This is a genomic window from Streptomyces huasconensis, from assembly GCF_021028635.1.
GTDB lineage: Bacteria > Actinomycetota > Actinomycetes > Streptomycetales > Streptomycetaceae > Streptomyces > Streptomyces huasconensis.
Map to the genome: position 1 here is coordinate 5,805,575 of NZ_CP086119.1, position 18,289 is coordinate 5,823,863.

Consider the following 18,289-nt stretch of genomic DNA (forward strand, 5'->3'; position numbering starts at 1 on the left):
CAACTAACGCTCCTGCTGGTGAGTGGGGCGAGGGAAACTGCCGGTCTGGCCGGTACCGGCCTGGCGACCCTGCTGAATGCCCCGACGGAGATTCGTCAGCCGGCCGCGTACGTCATCGGGCGCACGCGAGACCTGCGGACCTGTGCTGCTGTCCTGCTGCTGCTGAGCCGTGCCCGCGACCAGGTTGGCCCTCGGGACGCGACGCGGCAGTCCGGATGTGGTGACGCCGCCCGCGGTGGGCTGGCGGACGCGCTCGGCCTGGCGGCCCAGCTCGTCGTTGGGCGAGGACCGCCAAGTGGTGGCGGCGCCGTTGACGTTGCCGTCGGCCGGAGCGGGCGTGCCCTGGCGCTGGGGCCGCGACGGCAGCGGACGCTGCTGGTCGGGGCCCTGGGGCGCCTGCTGCTGTTCCTGCTGGCGGCTCTGCTGCTCGGCCTGGGCCCGCTGGTTCTGCTGCTGCTGGAACCAGTTGGTCTCCAGCGTGTCGTACAGCGGCGTACGCCCGTCACCGGGACCGGCGGCGGGCAGCAGGTCGTCGGGCTGCGCGGGCAGCGCGTGCTGTCCGGTGGCCTGCGGCTGCTGCGCGGAGACCTGGGGCAGCTGGCCCGTCGGCTGCGGCTGCTGCGGAAGGCCCTGGTAGGGGTCGCCCTGGCCGCGGCGCGGGGCCGGCGGACGCGGCACGGTGTAGTCGGGCATGTCCCGACCGCCCTGCTGCGCCGAACCGCCCGCCTGGTCCTGCTGCTGACCCGGCTGGCCCGGCTGGCCGTGCTGCTGGCCCGCCTGGCCGTGCTGCTGGCCCGCCTGGCCGTGCGGCTGGTTCGGCTGGCCCTGCTGGTTCGGCCGGCCAGGCTGACCCGGCTGGTTCTGCTGCCGTCCCCGCCGGCCCTGCTGACGGTTCTGCTGCGCGTCGCCCTGGGCGCCGAAGACGTCCGAGCGGACGAACTGGCCCGTGCCCTGGTCCTGCGGCGCGGCGGTGCCGGGCGACGGCGCGTTGAAGTCGGGGCGGGGGAACTCCGCGGTGGAGCCGGGGCCCTGCCGGTCGTCGGGCGCCGCCGCGGGCTGCGCGAACTGGCCCGTGGAGTCGTGCTCCTCATGACCGCGCGGGGCGTCGAAGGGCTCACGCGAGACCTGCGGCTGCGCGTTCTCGTCGCTCCAGCTGGGCACGCGCGGCTGCGGGTTGCCCCCGGGCAGCTCGGCGCGCGGTCCGCCGCGGGCCGGCAGCTGCGGCCGGCGCCCCTGGTCCCCGGCGTCGGCCGACGGGTTCATGGCGTTCGTACGCTGCTGCGGAACCGGCGGCTGCTGCGCACCGGCACCGCGCCCACCCTGGGGCGCCTGCGGCTGCTGTCCCTGCGGCTGGCGGCCCTGGGGAGCGGGCTGCTGGCGCTGCTGTCCACCGTCACGGGCGGGCAGCGCGGCCCGCGGCCCCGAACCGGCGACCTGCTGGCGCTGCGCACCGGCACCCGGCCGACCCGCGCCGCCGGGACCACCGGCGCCACCGGGCCCACCGGCGGCGGGACCGCCGCGGCCGGGACCACCGGTCAGACCGGGGCCGCTGCCGAGCGCGGGACCACTGTTGCCCGCACCGACCCCGCGGCGCGCGGCCGCGGCACCCGCTGCGGCCTGAGCCGCGGCGGGGCCACCGCTCACACCGGGGGCACCGGGCTTGCCGGGCACCTTCTTGCCGCCCTGGGCGACATCGACGGGCAGCATGACCAGCGCGGTCGTACCACCGGAGTCGGAGGGGCGCAGCTGGATGCGGATGCCGTGGCGCTGCGAGAGGCGGCCGACCACGAACAGACCCATGCGGCGGGAGACGGAGACGTCCACGGTGGGCGGCGACGCGAGCCGCTCGTTGATCGCGGCGAGGTCCTCGGGGGAGAGGCCGATGCCGGTGTCGTGGATCTCGATGAGCACGCGGCCGTCCGGCAGCGCGTGACCGGTGACCTTCACCTTGGTCTGCGGCGAGGAGAACGAGGTGGCGTTCTCCAGCAGCTCGGCGAGGAGGTGCACGAGGTCGTTGACCACGCGGCCCGCGACCTCGGTGGCGGGCACCGCGGAGAGTTCGATGCGCTCGTACTGCTCCACCTCGGACGCGGCGGCACGCAGCACGTCGACGAGGGGCACGGGCCGCGTCCAGCGGCGCCCGGGCTCCTCACCGGCGAGGACGAGGAGGTTCTCGCCGTTACGGCGCATGCGGGTCGCGAGGTGGTCGAGCTTGAAGAGCGAGGAGAGCTGGTCCGGGTCGGCCTCGCGGGACTCCAGCTCGGAGATGAGTGAGAGCTGGCGCTGGATGAGGCCCTGGGAGCGGCGCGAGAGGTTGGTGAACATCGCGTTGACGTTGCCCCGCAGGAGGGCCTGCTCGGCGGCGAGGCGGACGGCCTCGCGGTGCACGTCGTCGAAGGCCGCGGCCACCTTGCCGATCTCGTCCCGGGAGTGCACACCGACGGACTCGACGGAGGTGTCGACGTCCTGCGGGTCGGACTCGGAGAGCTGCTTGACCAGCTCGGGCAGGCGGTCCTGGGCGACCTTGGTCGCGGTGTCCTGGAGCCGGCGCAGCGAGCGGATCATGGACCGGGCCACGACGAACGCGCCGACGAGCGAGACGCCGAGCACGAGCAGGATCAGCGCACCGTTGAGGATGGCCGACTGCTCCGACTCGTTGCGCAGCTCGCGCGCCTTCTGCTCCATCTCGCCGAGCAGCGTCAGCTCGATCTTCGCCATCGCGTCGATCTTGGTGGTGTCGTCGTCGATCCAGTCCTTGTAGGACCGCTTGTCCTGGAGCTTGAGGCCGCCTTCCTGCTCGAGGACGCGCTTGGCGTACTCGTTGGCGGCCTTGATCTGGTCGTTGCCCCCGTCGATCGGCTTGGTCAGCTCGTCCGGGTTGCCCGCGTAGATCTTGCTGAACGTCTGGAGCTGCGAGCGCTCCTTCTCGTTGGCGCTGAGACCGAAGGTGCGGTCGGTCTCGGTGATCTTGCCGTACTCGCTGTCGTTGGCGGGCAGGGCGGCGGCGATGATCGCCCGCTGCACGGACGCGTACTCCTTGGCCGAGGAGAAGGCGGCCAGGGCGCGCGTGCGCTGGATCATGTCCGGGTTGCTGGTCGCCTGCGCCATGTCCTGGGACAGGGCGAGCAGCTGCTCGACGAGCTGGCTGTAGGCCTCGACGGTCTGCGAGGTGGAGGCATCGTCGCTGTAGGCATCCTTGCGGACCTTGTTGATGCCCTGGAGCTGCTGGGTGATCTGGACCGCGCTGTGCCGGACACCGAGAAGACCCTTCTCGCCGTCGGTGTCGTTCAGCTCCTGGGTGCCCTGGAGGAAGTTGCGGTAGACCCGGTCGGTCTTCTCGCGGGCGCCCTTGACCGTGTAGTCCGTGGCCTTCGCGCCGTGCGCGAGGGGGCCGGCCGACTTGTCGCGCTCCTCCTGGAGCGCCGCGGCCAGCGCGGTGGCCCGCTTGGTCATGTCGGTGAGCAGCTTCATGTTGTCGAGCTGCTGGATCTCGTCCATGGACGAGTTGATGCGGAGCGCGCCGAGCGAGGTCGCGGTGATCACGGGGAGCGCGAGCAGCGAGACCAGGCGGGTGGAGATGCGCCAGTTGCGCAGAGCTATTCGCGAGCCGGTGCCGGTGGGCGCCTTGGACTCGGACGCACCCTTGCCCTTGTTCTTGCCCTTGGCCGGGGCGGTCGTCGGGCCGCCGCCCGGCATGCCCTGGCGCGCGGCGCCGGGACCGTCACCGGGCTTGCCCGGGCCGGGGTTCTGGGCGTGCTGGGGCGAGGAGCCGCGGTCGCCGCCGCGCTCCGGTTCCGCCGCGGCAGCATCCCCTCGGCCGCGACCGGCCTGGGGAGACCCCTTGCCATCCCTCTTGAAACGTCCCTGCACTAGCGTCGCAACCTCTGGACCAGGCGTCCTGCCGCATGACGGCGGGACGGTGTCGGCGTCGTGGGGCGTCAGGCGCCCCATGGGTGGTCGTTGAGTGACCGGCGCTGCTCCCCCTTCCCGCCGCGGCTCGGCGCTGCGTTGCGCCTCTGCGCGCCGGTTCGATCCCGCGGCGGTCCCGGGAATTCCAGCACAGTGCAGGATCTCCAACAAGGCCCGTGTGTCGCACCGCGAGCCAGGTGACACGGCGTGAGTGCGGGGTCACGAGATGTAGAAAGTGATCCAGGGGAAAACGGACGAAAAGCCGCGAAGTCTCTACGTGGGGTGGGTGTCCCAGTCTTCATGATCAGGAGCGGAATGGTGCCTTCAGTGGTGCAATGTCCGTTTCCAAGTGGTGGGCCGAGGGCCTGTTTTGACCTTTTTGCCCGGCCACTCGTGAGCAAACTCACACGAAGATCATGGCCTCTTCCTGACTTTGGCCGGGAATTGGATGTTTAGCCTGACGCTTTACAGGGATGGCGAATCCGACCAAGCCGCGTCCATCAGATATCCCTCAGATGGCGCCCCAACCCACGAGGTCCGAACAGCAGATGAAGACTGTCCAGTCGACGATGTTCCGCAACATAGCCAACCCGCGCCGCACCACCCTCGCGCATCTGAAGGACGCCGACGACGTCCAGCGCGCGGCCGAACAGCCGGAGCACGCCGTCACCCTGCCGACGCAGACCGCCAACCCCCGGCGCACGGTCCTCATGGAGGCCCCCGAGGCGTTCAGCCCGTCCGGCGTCTGAGGTCGAACCGCCCGGCGGCGATCGACGTTAGCCTGGAGTGTCAGACCCCACCCACCTCAAGAGGCTAAGGCTCACGTGCGCATCGCCAGGTTCTCCATCGACGGCAATGTCGGTTACGGCGCGGTCGAGGGCGAGGGCGCCCCCGGCACCGAGGGCGAACTCGTCCTCGACATCATCAAGGGCATCCCGTACGCCGACTTCGAGCTGTCCGGCACCAAGGTGCCGCTGAGCAAGGTCCGCCTGCTGCCGCCGGTGCTCCCCAACAAGATCGTGGCCTTCGGCCGCAACTACGCGGAGCACGCGGCGGAGCTGGGCAACGAAACGCCGGACGTCCCGTTCGCCTTCCTCAAGCCCTCCACCTCGCTGGTCGGCTCCGGGGACGCCATCACGTACCCCTCGTTCTCCGAGGAGCTGCACCACGAGGCCGAGCTGGCCGTGGTCATCGGCCGCATGTGCCGCGAGGTCCCGCGCGAGCGCGTCAAGGACGTGATCTTCGGCTACACCTGCGCGAACGACGTCACCGCCCGCGACGTGCAGCGCCGCGAGAAGCAGTGGGCCCGCGCCAAGGGCTTCGACAGCGCCTGCCCGCTCGGCCCCTGGGTCGAGACGGGACTCGACCTGGCGGCCGCGAACGACCTCACCATCCAGTGCACGGTCAACGGCCGGCAGCGCCAGCTCGGGCGCACCAGCGAGATGGTCCACTCCATCGAGGACCTGATCGTCAACATCTCCGAGGCCATGACGCTGCTCCCCGGCGACGTCATCCTCACGGGCACCCCGGCAGGCGTCGGGCCCCTCAACGTCGGCGACGAGGTCGCCGTCACCATCGAAGGCATCGGCACTCTCACCAACAAGGTGATCAAGCGTGGCTAACGCGACCAACGTCCGCGTACGTTTCTGTCCCTCCCCGACCGGCAACCCCCACGTGGGCCTGGTCCGCACCGCCCTGTTCAACTGGGCCTACGCCCGGCACAACGGCGGCACCCTGGTCTTCCGCATCGAGGACACCGACGCGGCGCGCGACTCCGAGGAGTCGTACCAGCAGCTGCTCGACTCGATGCGCTGGCTGGGCTTCGACTGGGACGAGGGCCCCGAGATCGGCGGCCCCCACGCGCCGTACCGCCAGTCGCAGCGCATGGACGTCTACAAGGACGTCGCCCAGAAGCTGCTCGACGCGGGCTACGCCTACCCCTGCTACTGCACCACCGAGGAGCTGGACGCCCGCCGCGAGGCCGCCCGCGCCGCCGGCAAGCCGTCCGGCTACGACGGCCTGTGCCGCGCGCTGACCGCCGAGCAGATCCAGGCGTACGAGGCCGAGGGCCGCAAGCACATCGTGCGCTTCCGGATGCCCGACGAGGCGACCACCTTCACCGACCTGGTCCGCGGCGAGATCACCGTCCAGCCGGAGAACGTCACCGACTACGGCATCGTGCGTGCCAACGGCGCCCCGCTGTACACGCTGGTCAACCCGGTCGACGACGCCCTGATGGAGATCACCCACGTCCTGCGCGGCGAGGACCTGCTCTCCTCCACGCCCCGCCAGATCGCCCTCTACAAGGCGCTCATCGAGCTGGGCATCGCGAAGACGATCCCCGAGTTCGGCCACCTGCCGTACGTCATGGGCGAGGGCAACAAGAAGCTCTCCAAGCGCGACCCGCAGGCGTCCCTGAACATCTACCGCGAGCGCGGCTTCCTCCCCGAGGGCCTGCTGAACTACCTCTCCCTCCTGGGCTGGTCGTTCTCCGCGGATCAGGACGTCTTCTCGATGTCGGACATGGTCGCGAAGTTCGACGTGGCGGACGTCAACCCGAACCCCGCCCGCTTCGACCTGAAGAAGGCCGAGGCGATCAACGCCGACCACATCCGCATGCTGGACGTGAAGGCCTTCGCCGAGGCCTGCGAGCCGTGGCTGAGGGCCCCGCACGCCAACTGGGCGCCCGAGGACTTCGACGAGGCCGCCTGGCAGGCCATCGCGCCGCACGCGCAGACCCGCGTGAAGGTCCTCTCCGAGATCACCGACAACGTCGACTTCCTGTTCCTCCCGGAGCCGGTCTTCGACGAGCCCTCCTGGACCAAGGCCATGAAGGAGGGCTCCGACGCCCTCCTGCGCACGGCCCGCGCCAAGCTGGAGGCGGCCGACTGGACCTCTCCGGAGTCCCTCAAGGAGGCCGTCCTGGCCGCCGGCGAGGAGCACGGCCTCAAGCTCGGCAAGGCCCAGGCCCCGGTCCGCGTCGCCGTCACCGGCCGCACGATCGGCCTGCCCCTCTTCGAGTCCCTGGAGATCCTGGGCAAGGAGAAGGCCCTGACCCGCATCGACGCGGCCCTGGCGAAGCTCACCGCCTGATCCCCGCGGTACGCCGACGAAGGGCCCGGAAGCCGAGACGGCTCCCGGGCCCTTCGCATACGGTCGAGCCATGCCCGCCGACGCCATGCCCATCAAAGCCGTGGTCTGGGACATCGACGACACGATCTTCGACTACGCGCGCGCCGACACCACCGGCATGCACGCGCACCTGACCGCCGAGGGCCTCCTGGAGCGGTACGAGTCCGCCGAGCGGGCCCTGGAGCGCTGGCGGACGCTCACCGAGCACCACTGGGCCCGCTTCGGCGCGGGCGGGGTCACCTTCGAGGCGCAGCGCCGCGACCGCGTGCGCGACTTCCTGGACGCCCCGGAGCTGACCGACGCCGACGCGGACGCCTGGTTCAGCCGTTACGTCGCTCACTACGAATCGGCCTGGTCCCTCTTCCCCGACACCCTGCCCACCCTGGACGCCCTCGCCGACGGCTACCGCCACGCCGTCCTCTCCAACTCCGCCCTGCTCGTCCAGGACCGCAAGCTGCGCGTCCTCGGCGTGCGCGACCGCTTCGAGGCCGTCCTGTGCGCCGCCGACCTCGGCGTCTCCAAACCCGCCGCCGAGGCCTTCCACGCGGTCTGTGCGACGCTGGGGCTGGCCCCCGCCGAGGTCGCCTACGTGGGGGACCAGCCGGAGATCGACGCCCGCGGCGCCCGGGACGCGGGCCTCGTCGGGATCTGGCTCGACCGCAACGGCTCGGTGGGCGAGGCCCCCGAGGGCGTACACCGCATCAGGCGCCTCCGTGAGCTGCCCGCGCTGCTGCGCTCCGATACCCGTTTTGGAGCGCAGTCCACCTTCGGGTAATGTTCTTTCTGCGCCGCCCGAGAGGGCCGAAAGGTCCGGCCGGGAAGCGCAAATCAAACAAAACCCCCACTCGGGGTTGCGGTTTGATGGCCTATGGTGTAATTGGCAGCACGACGGTTTCTGGTTCCGTTAGTCTAGGTTCGAGTCCTGGTAGGCCAGCTCGCAGAGCTCATCTGCAACCGCGGATCTCATCCGCAAAGCCCCCGTTGTGTAGCGGCCTAGCACGCTGCCCTCTCAAGGCAGTAGCGCCGGTTCGAATCCGGTCGGGGGTACAGATCCTTCCCACGGGGACAGATCGGGTCGCACCCACTGTCCCTGATGCAGGATCGCTAGGGCCCCCGTTGTGTAGCGGCCTAGCACGCCGCCCTCTCAAGGCGGTAGCGCCGGTTCGAATCCGGTCGGGGGTACTGTGGTCTGGTCTAGACCACCAGTGGGCTATGGTGTAATTGGCAACACGAAGGTTTCTGGTTCCTTTGTTCTAGGTTCGAGTCCTGGTAGCCCAGCGCAGTACAGCAGCACCAGCTAGCCCCCGTTGTGTAGCGGCCTAGCACGCCGCCCTCTCAAGGCGGTAGCGCCGGTTCGAATCCGGTCGGGGGTACAGAAACGGCAAGGGGCCTTCCCAGTGGGAGGGCCCCTTCGTCATTCCTCCGTACTCCGCTGCCCGTAGCGGCGGTGGGACTCCTGGGCCTGTGCGATGCGGCGCAGCGCGAGCAGCACCGGTTCGTACAGCACCGTGAGCGCGACGGCCGCCTCCAGCTGCTCGTCGGCGGAGTCGTACCGCTCGATCAAGTCCAGGTCGGTGACGGCCAGTTGGTGCCCGGCGCGGGCATAGGGCGTCAAGTCCTCGACGGTGCACGGATATCCGAGCCGGGCCAGGGCGGCGACGGCGGTCACCAGCATCCGGTGGGCCGGTGACTCGGTCGCGTACTCCTGGGCGGAGTCCCATCCGAGCCGCGCGAGCAGCGCGTCCACCGTGTGGCCCGCCCGCTCCTGGAAGACCTCGTCCCCGGACGGCTCCGGACCGTGCGGCAAAGCCCATACCGCCGTGCCCAGACGGGAGTTGTGGTCCAGGGAGTCGTCCTCCAGGGCGGTCAGGACCTCACGCGCCGAGGCGACCGGCACCCCGCCCACCTGGATCAGCGCCCGGACGAGCCGCAGCCGCTGGAGGTGGGCGTCGTCGTACTCGGCCTGGGTCGCCGTCACGCGCCGGCCAGGCGGCAGCAGACCCTCGCGCAGGTAGTACTTGATCGTGGCCGTGGGGATTCCGCTGCGCCGGCTCAGCTCCGCCAGTCTCATCGCTCGCGTCTCCTGTCGCGTTCCTCTTGCGGCTCCTATTGGAGAGTGGCACTATCCAAACATGGATAGCGGCACTATCCAATGTTCGGCCGGGCTCCACGAAGGGGGAACCGTCATGAGCGACAAGCCGATCGAAGGGCGCATGACCGCCGAGGCGACGGGCGACGTCGTCGTCTTCCACATCGGGATGCGCATCAACAACTTCCTTGCCGTACGCAGCTGGTGGCCCGTCTTCCAGGCGATGCCGCGCATGCTCAAGGAGCTGTCGAAGGACCCGGCGAGCGGGATGCTGGGGTACCGGCTGTTGTTCGGCGGACCGCGCCTGGTCTATGTCGTCCAGTACTGGGAGTCGCGGGAGAAGCTGCTGGCCTACTCGGTGGCGCGGGACAAGGCGCACCGCCCCGCCTGGACGGCCTTCAACCAGCGGCTGCGGGAAGGCAGGGGGAAGGTCGGCTTCTGGCACGAGACGTATCTCGTGCCGGCCGGCGCCCATGAGGCGGTGTACGTCAACATGCCGGCGTTCGGCCTGGGCAAGGCCACCGGCGTGGTGCCCGTGGGCCGTCGCGGGGACCGGGCGGCCGATCGCCTCACGGCGGCCTGAGGGGCGCCCCGCCAGCGCCCAGGAGGGGGCCGCCGCGGCGTCGAGGCGGCCCCCTCCTGGCGTTCGCGTACGTCAGCCGGAGCGGCGCAGGGCCTCGGAGAGGCGCCCGGCGGCGTCGATGACCGCCTGCGCGTGCATGCGGCCCGGGTGGCGGGTCAGCCGCTCGATGGGTCCGGAGACCGAGACGGCGGCGACCACGCGGTTGGAGGGGCCGCGCACCGGCGCGGAGACGGACGCGACGCCCGGCTCCCGCTCGCCGATCGACTGGGCCCAGCCCCGGCGCCGTACACCCGAAAGGGCCGTCGCCGTGAAGCGGGCGCCCTGGAGGCCGCGGTGCAGGCGCTCCGGCTCCTCCCAGGCCATCAGGATCTGGGCCGAGGAGCCCGCCTTCATGGTGAGCGTCGAGCCGACCGGGACGGTGTCCCGCAGGCCAGAGAGGCGCTCCGCCGCGGCCACGCAGATGCGCATGTCGCCCTGGCGGCGGTAGAGCTGCGCGCTCTCGCCCGTGACGTCACGCAGATGTGTGAGGACCGGGCCCGCCGTGGCGAGCAGGCGGTCCTCGCCGGCCGCCGCCGCGAGTTCCGCGAGGCGCGGGCCGAGAATGAAACGGCCCTGCATGTCCCGCGCCACCATCCGGTGGTGTTCCAGTGCCACGGCCAGTCGGTGGGCCGTGGGTCGTGCGAGCCCGGTGGCCGCGACCAACCCCGCGAGGGTGGCCGGACCGGACTCCAGGGCGCTCAGGACGAGAGCCGCCTTGTCGAGAACGCCGACGCCGCTAGAGTTGTCCATGCGTCGATACTCACGTCTCACTCTGTGAAACGCAAGTTCAATTTTCCGTGGAACCCGCCACTCTGTAGGAGCGATCCGCGGACCAACGGATTTCGCGGCCGACGCGCGGCACGAGGGGTACGCGCGTCGGCGAACAGATTCTCTAGTGAGGCCGGCACGAGCGGCCGGTCGGAGGGAAAGCGATGGGTAGGACACTCGCGGAGAAGGTCTGGGACGACCACGTCGTCCGGCGCGCCGAGGGCGAGCCCGACCTCCTCTACATCGATCTGCACCTGCTGCACGAGGTGACCAGCCCGCAGGCCTTCGACGGCCTCCGGCAGGCCGGCCGCCAGGTGCGGCGGCTCGACCTCACCATCGCGACCGAGGATCACAACACCCCGACCCTCGACATCGACAAGCCCATCGCCGACCCGGTCTCGCGCGCCCAGCTGGAGACGCTGCGCAAGAACTGCGCCGACTTCGGCGTGCGTCTGCACCCGCTGGGCGACGTCGAGCAGGGCGTCGTCCACGTGGTGGGACCGCAGCTGGGCCTGACGCAGCCGGGCGCCACCGTGGTCTGCGGCGACTCCCACACCTCGACGCACGGCGCCTTCGGCGCGCTCGCCTTCGGAATCGGTACCTCTCAGGTCGAGCACGTGCTGGCCACCCAGACGCTGCCGATGGCCCGCCCCAAGACCATGGCCATCACCGTCGACGGCGAACTGCCCGAGGACGTCACGGCCAAGGACCTGATCCTCGCCATCATCGCGAAGATCGGCACCGGCGGCGGCCAGGGCTACGTCCTGGAGTACCGCGGTCCGGCCATCGAGAAGCTCTCGATGGAGGCCCGCATGACCATCTGCAACATGTCCATCGAGGCGGGCGCCCGCGCCGGCATGATCGCCCCGGACCAGACCACCTTCGACTACCTCCAGGACCGCGTCCACGCCCCGCAGGGCGAGGACTGGGACGCCGCGGTGGCGTACTGGAAGACCCTGAAGACGGACGAGGACGCAGTCTTCGACGCCGAGGTCCGCATCGACGCCGCCTCGCTCGCGCCGTTCGTCACCTGGGGCACCAACCCCGGCCAGGGCGCCCCGCTGTCGGCCGCCGTCCCCGATCCCGCTTCGTACGAAGACGCCTCGGAGCGCCACGCCGCCGAAAAGGCCCTGGAGTACATGGGGTTGACCGCCGGGCAGCCGCTGCGCGACATCAAGGTCGACACCGTCTTCGTAGGTTCCTGCACCAACGGCCGTATCGAGGACCTGCGCGCGGCCGCCTCCATCGTCGAGGGGCGCAAAGTCGCCGACGGCGTACGGATGCTGGTCGTCCCCGGCTCGGTCCGGGTCGCCCTCCAGGCCGTCGAGGAGGGGCTGGACAAGGTCTTCGTCGCCGCCGGCGCCGAATGGCGGCACGCGGGCTGCTCGATGTGCCTGGGCATGAACCCCGACCAACTGGCCCCCGGCGAGCGCTCGGCGTCCACGTCCAACCGCAACTTCGAGGGCAGGCAGGGCAAGGGCGGCCGCACCCACCTGGTCTCCCCGCAGGTGGCCGCCGCGACCGCGGTCACCGGCCACCTGGCCTCGCCCGCCGACCTGTCCGACGCCCCCGTGACCGCCGGAGTCTGAGAACCATGGAAGCATTCACCACGCACACCGGCCGGGCCGTCCCGCTGCGCCGCAGCAACGTCGACACCGACCAGATCATCCCCGCCCACTGGCTGAAGAAGGTCACCAGGGACGGCTTCGAGGACGGCCTCTTCGAGGCCTGGCGCAAGGACGAGGACTTCGTCCTCAACAGGCCCGAGCGGCGCGGCGCCACCGTCCTGGTCGCCGGACCCGACTTCGGCACCGGTTCCTCCCGCGAGCACGCCGTGTGGGCCCTGCAGAACTACGGCTTCAAGGCCGTCGTCTCCTCGCGCTTCGCCGACATCTTCCGCGGCAACTCGCTGAAGAACGGCCTGCTCACCGTCGTGCTCGACCAGAAGGTCGTGGACGCGCTGTGGGAGCTGACGGAGAAAGACCCGCAGGCCGAGGTCACCGTCGACCTCCAGGACCGCCAGGTCCGCGCGGAGGGCATCACCGCCGACTTCGAACTCGACGAGAACGCCCGCTGGCGGCTCCTGAACGGCCTGGACGACATCAGCATCACGCTCCAGAACGAGCCGGACATCGCCGCGTACGAGTCCAAGCGCCCCTCGTACAAGCCGCGGACCGTGCAGGTCTGACGTCGCGCAACACCCCGCAATGCCTGATGTACCCCCAATCGTGGACGGTTGGGGGTACATCTGTGTGTGGCTCCCGGAAGGTGCCCGATGGCCTGAACGGGTGGACTCAACTCCCTTGATTTCGCCGGAAGAAGAGGCCGGAAATACCCTTGTACTCGACTGGACCGGGTACCCTCATGAGGGCGGCGAACGGCGGTAGTTACCCCCTGCGGAGGCGACAACTCGCCCCAGATGGCACAATCGGTGCATGGGACGCGACAGCCAACTCGAGCTCTACCGGCTCGTCGCGGACCAACTGAAGGAAGCGCACTCCAGAGTGCGCGCACTGCAAGTCCCGGAGGGCGTACGGATGGCGCTGACCCGGAAGCTGCTGGTCATTACGGCCGCGGCCAAACACGATCTCGCCGATGCGGCAAGGCGTCTGGAGCGTTTGATGGCCTCCCTCGACGAAGCTGACGAGGGCCGATTCCCCGAAGACACCTGAGTCGCAAGCCTCAACGGGCCTTCGAGGAACTCCGAGATGGGCCAGTCCGTTGCGGCACAAGGGTGATTAGCCCGTTTCGTGTTTGATTTGCGGTATATATCTGCCTAACGTGCGAAAAAGCCGGAGTATATCGCTCCCGGCAATGTCTCCGAAGGGGAAGACGTGAACAAGGCGCAGCTCGTAGAAGCGATTGCCGACAAGGTGGGGGGCCGCCAGCAGGCCGCCGACGCCGTCGACGCGGTCCTGGACGCCATCGTCCGTGCCGTGGTCGGCGGGGACCGCGTTTCGGTCACCGGCTTCGGCTCGTTCGAGAAGGTCGACCGCCCGGCCCGTTACGCCCGCAACCCGCAGACCGGGGAGCGCGTGCGCGTCAAGAAGACCTCGGTTCCGCGCTTCCGTGCGGGACAGGGCTTCAAGGACCTGGTCAGCGGCTCGAAGAAGCTCCCGAAGAACGACGTGGCGGTCAAGAAGGCGCCCAAGGGCAGCCTGACCGGCGGCGCTTCCGCGACGGTCAAGAAGGCGGCGGCCAAGAAGGCCACCACCGCCAAGAAGGCCACGGCCAAGAAGGCCACCCCCGCCAAGAAGGCCACGCCGGCGAAGAAGGCCACCACGGCGACGGCGAAGAAGACGACGGCGAAGAAGACCACCGCCAAGAAGGCGACGGCGACGCCGACGACCAAGAAGGCGGCCGCCAAGAAGGCCACCACCGCCAAGAAGGCCACTCCCGCCGCCGCGAAGAAGACCACGGCGAAGAAGACCGCGCCCGCCGCCAAGAAGGCCACCGCGAAGAAGACCGCGCCCGCCAAGAAGGCCACGACGCGCAAGACGACCGCCAAGAAGGCCACCGCCCGCAAGAAGTAAGGGCACAAGGCACTCACGCGCCGGGCCGGGCTCCCCAGGGAGCCCGGCCCGCGTCGTGTGCCCGCAACCGTGGCGCAGCCGCCCCCGGGCCCCGGTGCCTCAGAACGTCTGGAGCGTCACCAAGGTGATGCGGCGCGCCTCGCCCTCGCCGTCCACCTCGATCCGTACCCGCTGCCCCGGCCGCAGCAGCCGCAGCCCGCCCGCGTCGAACGCGGGGCCCTCGAAGGGCACCGGAGTGCCGTCGTCGAGCAGCACACTGCCGCTGCGGGTCTCGGGGTCGTACGTGTACGCGGTCGCCTGCATGGGAGCAGCGTACTGAATGGCGGCCGCGCACTCGGTCGGCGCAGTCGGCGCAATCGGTTCAGTCGGTTCAGCCGATGGTTCAGTGGTTGGTTCAGGCGTTGGTTCAGTCGGTTATGAGCAGCCGGGCGGCGGCCTTCGCGGTGTACGCGCCGACGCCCAGCGCGAGGGCGGCCCGCAGATCCTCTCCCGTGTCCACGTCCTGGCGTACGGAATCGACGCCGTCGATTGCGAGTTCCACCGCGCCGGACGCCGTGTGCCGGGCGCGGGAATCCGTGCCGAACGCGGGGCTCAATTCCGAGCCGCCCGCCGCGGCGAGCAATGTCGTCCCCATTCCGGCGGCGTCCGCCAGAAAAGCCCGGGGAAATGCGGCGGCGCCATCGAGAACCCGGGCCAATTCCAGCGGGCGCAGCGCCGGCAGATCCGCGTTCAGGGCGGCGACGCACGCTCCGGGCCGCTTCGCGCGGACGGTCGCCGTGCCGTGGCGCAGTGCGGCGTTCAGGCCGGCCCCCGGTTCGTCCGGCACGATGCGCGCGCCCAGCGCCGCCAGCTCGCGACGCGCCAGGGCGTCGTCCGTGACAACTGCCACATCCCGCACCGCGGGGCACGCGATCGCGGCGGCCACGGTGTCCTGCGCGAACGCCAGGGCGAGGCCCGGGCGCAGGCCGTCACCGGCGGTCGGGGCGAGCCTGCTCTTGGCACGCTCCAGCGGCTTCAGCGGTATGACCAGGGTCCACTGCACGGGCGCTCCGTCCTTTTCGTCGCGCCCATTGTGACCTGCTGGGGGGCCTTGATACCCGGGCGGGCGTACGGTGTTCTCGACAGACCGGCAGCCTGGGGCGACACTTGTGCGGCCGACCAGGCTCATGGAGGAAGGTGTCCGCGTGTCCCGCCGCAGAATCGGCTTCTGGTACCGCCTGGCGGCGGTCATCGCAAAACCGCCGCTGGTGGTTCTGTTCAAGCGGGACTGGCGTGGAATGGAACACATTCCGGCCGACGGCGGATTCATCACGGCGGTGAATCACAACTCGCATATCGACCCGTTGTCGTACGCACACTTCCAGTACAACACCGGTCGGCTGCCGCGATTCCTGGCAAAGGACGGCCTTTTCAAGGACGGCTTCGTCGGCAGGGTCATGAAGGGCACGGGCCAGATCCCGGTCTACCGCGAGACCACCAACGCGCTCGACGCCTTCCGGGCCGCGGTCGCCGCCATCGAGCGCGGCGAGTGCGTCGCGTTCTACCCCGAGGGCACCCTCACCCGGGACCCCGACATGTGGCCGATGATCGCCAAGTCCGGCGCCGCACGGGTCGCCCTGGAGACCAAGTGCCCGGTCATCCCCGTCGCCCAGTGGGGTGCCAACCTCGCCCTGCCGCCGTACAGCAAGAAGCCCCGCCTCTTCCCGCGCAAGACCCTTCAGGTGAAGGCCGGGGCCCCCGTCGACCTGTCGCGCTTCTACGACAAGGAGCCGACGCCCGAGGTGCTCCGCGAGGCGACCGAGGCCATCATGGCCGCGATCACCGAACTGCTGGAGGAGATCCGGGGCGAGAAGGCCCCCGACCGGCCGTACGACCCGCGCAGGGCGCGGCTGGAGCAACGACGCAAGGCAGCGGGCCGCCAGACGCGGCGCGGCACCACCCACAGCACCCCGGAGGACAGCAAGTGACGAACCCCGTGAACCCCGTGGACCCGGCACGGCCTGTGAAGGCCGCCGTCTTCGGAACGGGCTCCTGGGGTACGGCCTTCGGCATGGTGCTCGCCGACGCCGGGTGCGACGTCACCCTGTGGGGCCGGCGCGCCGAACTCGCCGACGCGGTCAACTCCACGCGGACCAACCCGGACTACCTCCCCGGCGTCGAACTCCCCGAGAACCTCCGGGCGACCACCGACCCGGCCGAGGCCGCCGCGGACGCCGACTTCACCGTCCTCGCCGTGCCCTCCCAGACGCTGCGCGGCAACCTCGCCGCGTGGGCGCCGCTGCTGGCCCCCGGCACCGTCCTCGTCTCCCTGATGAAGGGCGTCGAGCTGGGCTCCGCCATGCGCATGAGCGAGGTCATCGAGGACGTCACGAAGGTCCCCTCCGACCGCATCGCCGTCGTCACCGGGCCCAACCTCGCCCGGGAGATCGCCGCCCGGCAGCCCGCCGCCGCCGTGGTCGCCTGCGAGGACGAAGCGGTCGCCCAGCGCCTCCAGAAGGCCTGCCACACGCCGTACTTCCGCCCGTACACCAACACCGACGTCGTCGGCTGCGAACTGGGCGGCGCCGTCAAGAACGTCATCGGTCTCGCCGTCGGCATCGCGGACGGCATGGGCCTCGGCGACAACGCCAAGGGCTCGCTGATCACGCGCGGCCTCGCGGAGACCACCCGCCTCGGGCTCGCCATGGGCGCCGACCCGCTGACGTTCTCCGGGCTCGCGGGCCTCGGCGACCTGGTGGCGACCTGCTCCTCGCCGCTCTCGCGCAACCACACCTTCGGCACCAACCTCGGCAAGGGCATGACGCTTCAGGAGACCATCGCGGTCACCAAGCAGACCGCCGAGGGCGTCAAGTCCTGTGAGTCCGTGCTCGATCTGGCCCGCAGGCACGGCGTCGACATGCCCATCACGGAGACCGTCGTCGGCATCGTCCACGACGGCACGCCCCCCGTGGTGGCCCTGAAGGAACTCATGTCGCGCAGCGCCAAGCCCGAGCGTCGCTGACTGTTTTTCGGTCAGCAGGTACGCTCAACGCGATATGAGCAGCGAGAACCTCCCCCTGAGCCCTGAAGCGAGCCCCGAGTCGAGCTCCGGGCAGCAGCTCCGCAAGCCGCGTGTCGCCGTCGTGTTCGGCGGCCGCAGCTCCGAGCACGGCATCTCCGTCGTGACGGCCGGCGCCATCCTGAGCGCCATCGACCGCACCAAGTACGACGTCCTGCCCATCGGCATCACCACCGACGGCCGTTGGGCGCTGACGGCGGACGAGCCGGAGCGGATGGCCATCTCCGACCGCAGGATGCCGAGCGTCGCCGACATCGCGGAGTCCGTGGACGGTGGCGTGCTCCTGCCGCTCGACCCGGGGAACCGCGAGGTCGTCTACAGCGAGCCCGGCTCCGTGCCGAAGGTGCTCGGTGACGTCGACGTCGTCTTCCCGATGCTGCACGGCCCCTACGGAGAGGACGGCACCATCCAGGGGCTGCTCGAACTCTCCGGAGTGCCCTACGTCGGCTCCGGAGTCCTCTCCTCGGCCGTCGGCCAGGACAAGGACTACATGAAGCGGGTGTTCGCCTCCTTCGGGCTGAACGTCGGCCCCTACCTGGTGATCCGCCCGCGCGAGTGGCGCCAGGACGAGGCGGGCGCCCGGCAGCGCATCGCGGAGTTCGCGGGGGAGCACGGCTGGCCGCTGTTCATCAAGCCCGCGCGCGCCGGCTCCTCGATCGGCATCACGAAGGTCGACTCCTTCGAGGGCCTCGACGAGGCGATCGCCGAGGCGCAGCGCCACGACCCCAAGATCCTCGTCGAAGCGCTGCTGCGCGGCCGTGAGATCGAGTGCGGCGTCCTGGAGTTCGAGGACGGCCCGCGGGCCAGCGTCCCCGCCGAGATCCCGCCGGTGCAGACGCACGACTACTACGACTTCGAGGCGAAGTACATCGACTCGACGCCCGGCATCGTGCCCGCGCCGCTGACGCCCGAGCAGACCGCGGAGATCCAGCGGCTCGCGGTCGAGGCGTTCGAGGCGGCGTCCTGCGAGGGCCTGGTGCGCGCGGACTTCTTCCTCACCGAGGACGGACAGTTCGTGATCAACGAGATCAACACGATGCCCGGCTTCACGCCCATCTCGATGTACCCGCAGATGTGGGAGAAGAGCGGCGTCGGCTACGCGGAGCTGGTGGACCGCCTCATCCAGGCGGCGCTGAACCGTTCCACCGACCTGCGCTAGCGGCCGGGCACCGAGGGCG

17 protein-coding genes and 5 tRNA genes are annotated in these 18,289 nt (G+C 70.4%); 17 read left to right on the top strand and 5 right to left on the bottom strand.

Features of this window, described 5'->3' with window-relative positions:
• Positions 1 to 3 precede the first annotated feature (3 nt).
• Positions 4 to 3,870, bottom strand: a complete 3,867-nt coding sequence (locus tag J2N69_RS26530; protein ID WP_408056807.1) for a nitrate- and nitrite sensing domain-containing protein — start codon at positions 3,868 to 3,870, stop codon at positions 4 to 6.
• Between the two features lie 587 nt (positions 3,871 to 4,457).
• On the opposite strand from J2N69_RS26530, the gene J2N69_RS26535 reads away from it, so the two are divergent.
• The 9 genes from J2N69_RS26535 (at position 4,458) to J2N69_RS26575 (ending at position 8,414) form a co-directional block, all read left to right on the top strand.
• Entirely contained in the window at positions 4,458 to 4,658 is a 201-nt protein-coding gene (locus J2N69_RS26535; protein WP_167516024.1) for a hypothetical protein, read from the top strand.
• A 75-nt stretch (positions 4,659 to 4,733) separates the two neighbouring features.
• Positions 4,734 to 5,531 (top strand): fumarylacetoacetate hydrolase family protein, encoded by a 798-nt coding sequence (locus tag J2N69_RS26540; RefSeq protein ID WP_127913124.1) that lies wholly within the window; start codon positions 4,734 to 4,736, stop codon positions 5,529 to 5,531.
• Positions 5,524 to 7,002: a glutamate--tRNA ligase gene (gene gltX, locus J2N69_RS26545; protein ID WP_127913123.1), complete on the top strand. Its 1,479-nt coding sequence runs from the start codon at positions 5,524 to 5,526 to the stop codon at positions 7,000 to 7,002. Before J2N69_RS26540 ends, gltX begins: the two co-directional genes overlap by 8 nt.
• Positions 7,003 to 7,087: 85 nt before the next feature.
• The gene (locus tag J2N69_RS26550) at positions 7,088 to 7,816 is read left to right on the top strand and encodes an HAD family hydrolase (RefSeq protein ID WP_230904885.1); all 729 of its coding nucleotides are present in this window, start codon (positions 7,088 to 7,090) and stop codon (positions 7,814 to 7,816) included.
• Between the two features lie 87 nt (positions 7,817 to 7,903).
• A tRNA-Gln gene (locus tag J2N69_RS26555) sits at positions 7,904 to 7,975 on the top strand.
• A 40-nt stretch (positions 7,976 to 8,015) separates the two neighbouring features.
• Positions 8,016 to 8,088: transfer RNA gene (locus tag J2N69_RS26560), tRNA-Glu, on the top strand.
• Positions 8,089 to 8,150: 62 nt separating this feature from the next.
• Positions 8,151 to 8,223: transfer RNA gene (locus J2N69_RS26565), tRNA-Glu, on the top strand.
• A 24-nt stretch (positions 8,224 to 8,247) separates the two neighbouring features.
• Positions 8,248 to 8,319: transfer RNA gene (locus J2N69_RS26570), tRNA-Gln, on the top strand.
• A gap of 22 nt (positions 8,320 to 8,341) precedes the next feature.
• Positions 8,342 to 8,414 (top strand) — tRNA-Glu (locus J2N69_RS26575).
• Positions 8,415 to 8,455: 41 nt separating this feature from the next.
• Here J2N69_RS26575 and J2N69_RS26580 read toward each other — a convergent pair.
• Positions 8,456 to 9,112: a MerR family transcriptional regulator gene (locus tag J2N69_RS26580; protein ID WP_230902964.1), complete on the bottom strand. Its 657-nt coding sequence runs from the start codon at positions 9,110 to 9,112 to the stop codon at positions 8,456 to 8,458.
• Positions 9,113 to 9,227: 115 nt separating this feature from the next.
• Here J2N69_RS26580 and J2N69_RS26585 point away from each other — a divergent pair, with 115 nt between their 5' ends.
• Positions 9,228 to 9,713 carry a DUF4188 domain-containing protein gene (locus J2N69_RS26585; RefSeq protein WP_230902965.1) on the top strand — a complete coding sequence of 162 codons (486 nt, stop codon included), beginning with the start codon at positions 9,228 to 9,230 and terminating at the stop codon, positions 9,711 to 9,713.
• Positions 9,714 to 9,785: 72 nt separating this feature from the next.
• Here the strand turns inward: J2N69_RS26585 and ndgR are convergent, their stop codons facing one another.
• Positions 9,786 to 10,502 (bottom strand): IclR family transcriptional regulator NdgR, encoded by a 717-nt coding sequence (gene ndgR / locus J2N69_RS26590; RefSeq protein ID WP_058942291.1) that lies wholly within the window; start codon positions 10,500 to 10,502, stop codon positions 9,786 to 9,788.
• Between the two features lie 182 nt (positions 10,503 to 10,684).
• Between ndgR and leuC the strand changes: the two genes are divergently transcribed.
• The 4 genes from leuC (at position 10,685) to J2N69_RS26610 (ending at position 14,053) form a co-directional block, all read left to right on the top strand.
• Positions 10,685 to 12,109, top strand: coding sequence for a 3-isopropylmalate dehydratase large subunit (leuC, locus tag J2N69_RS26595; protein WP_230902966.1), 1,425 nt, complete (start codon positions 10,685 to 10,687; stop codon positions 12,107 to 12,109).
• A 5-nt stretch (positions 12,110 to 12,114) separates the two neighbouring features.
• Positions 12,115 to 12,708, top strand: a complete 594-nt coding sequence (leuD, locus tag J2N69_RS26600; RefSeq protein WP_127913239.1) for a 3-isopropylmalate dehydratase small subunit — start codon at positions 12,115 to 12,117, stop codon at positions 12,706 to 12,708.
• Between the two features lie 247 nt (positions 12,709 to 12,955).
• A complete protein-coding gene (locus J2N69_RS26605; protein ID WP_223776996.1) occupies positions 12,956 to 13,192 on the top strand; it encodes an SCO5555 family protein in 237 nt (78 codons plus the stop codon).
• Positions 13,193 to 13,354: 162 nt separating this feature from the next.
• A complete protein-coding gene (locus tag J2N69_RS26610) occupies positions 13,355 to 14,053 on the top strand; it encodes an HU family DNA-binding protein (protein ID WP_230902967.1) in 699 nt (232 codons plus the stop codon).
• Positions 14,054 to 14,152: 99 nt separating this feature from the next.
• Here the strand turns inward: J2N69_RS26610 and J2N69_RS26615 are convergent, their stop codons facing one another.
• Together J2N69_RS26615 and cofC are read right to left on the bottom strand one after the other, a co-directional pair.
• Positions 14,153 to 14,356, bottom strand: a complete 204-nt coding sequence (locus J2N69_RS26615) for a hypothetical protein (protein WP_127912069.1) — start codon at positions 14,354 to 14,356, stop codon at positions 14,153 to 14,155.
• Between the two features lie 103 nt (positions 14,357 to 14,459).
• Positions 14,460 to 15,095 (bottom strand): 2-phospho-L-lactate guanylyltransferase, encoded by a 636-nt coding sequence (gene cofC / locus J2N69_RS26620; RefSeq protein ID WP_230902968.1) that lies wholly within the window; start codon positions 15,093 to 15,095, stop codon positions 14,460 to 14,462.
• A gap of 142 nt (positions 15,096 to 15,237) precedes the next feature.
• Here cofC and J2N69_RS26625 point away from each other — a divergent pair, with 142 nt between their 5' ends.
• The 3 genes from J2N69_RS26625 to J2N69_RS26635 are packed head-to-tail and all read left to right on the top strand — an operon-like array spanning position 15,238 to position 18,270.
• Positions 15,238 to 16,020 (top strand): lysophospholipid acyltransferase family protein, encoded by a 783-nt coding sequence (locus J2N69_RS26625; RefSeq protein ID WP_230902969.1) that lies wholly within the window; start codon positions 15,238 to 15,240, stop codon positions 16,018 to 16,020.
• A gap of 17 nt (positions 16,021 to 16,037) precedes the next feature.
• Complete coding sequence (locus J2N69_RS26630; protein WP_269075675.1) at positions 16,038 to 17,054, top strand: NAD(P)H-dependent glycerol-3-phosphate dehydrogenase; 1,017 nt, start codon at positions 16,038 to 16,040, stop codon at positions 17,052 to 17,054.
• A gap of 34 nt (positions 17,055 to 17,088) precedes the next feature.
• Positions 17,089 to 18,270, top strand: coding sequence for a D-alanine--D-alanine ligase family protein (locus J2N69_RS26635; RefSeq protein ID WP_230902970.1), 1,182 nt, complete (start codon positions 17,089 to 17,091; stop codon positions 18,268 to 18,270).
• The last annotated feature ends 19 nt before the right edge of the window (positions 18,271 to 18,289 follow it).

Coding starts and splice junctions, on each gene's coding strand:
- leuD (WP_127913239.1), top strand. CDS start 12,115: ATGGAAGCATTCACCACGCACACCGGCCGGGCCGTCCCGCTGCGCCGC.
- J2N69_RS26535 (WP_167516024.1), top strand. CDS start 4,458: ATGAAGACTGTCCAGTCGACGATGTTCCGCAACATAGCCAACCCGCGC.
- leuC (WP_230902966.1), top strand. CDS start 10,685: ATGGGTAGGACACTCGCGGAGAAGGTCTGGGACGACCACGTCGTCCGG.
- J2N69_RS26605 (WP_223776996.1), top strand. CDS start 12,956: ATGGGACGCGACAGCCAACTCGAGCTCTACCGGCTCGTCGCGGACCAA.
- J2N69_RS26635 (WP_230902970.1), top strand. CDS start 17,089: ATGAGCAGCGAGAACCTCCCCCTGAGCCCTGAAGCGAGCCCCGAGTCG.
- ndgR (WP_058942291.1), bottom strand. CDS start 10,502: ATGGACAACTCTAGCGGCGTCGGCGTTCTCGACAAGGCGGCTCTCGTC.
- J2N69_RS26615 (WP_127912069.1), bottom strand. CDS start 14,356: ATGCAGGCGACCGCGTACACGTACGACCCCGAGACCCGCAGCGGCAGT.
- J2N69_RS26585 (WP_230902965.1), top strand. CDS start 9,228: ATGAGCGACAAGCCGATCGAAGGGCGCATGACCGCCGAGGCGACGGGC.
- J2N69_RS26580 (WP_230902964.1), bottom strand. CDS start 9,112: ATGAGACTGGCGGAGCTGAGCCGGCGCAGCGGAATCCCCACGGCCACG.
- J2N69_RS26550 (WP_230904885.1), top strand. CDS start 7,088: ATGCCCATCAAAGCCGTGGTCTGGGACATCGACGACACGATCTTCGAC.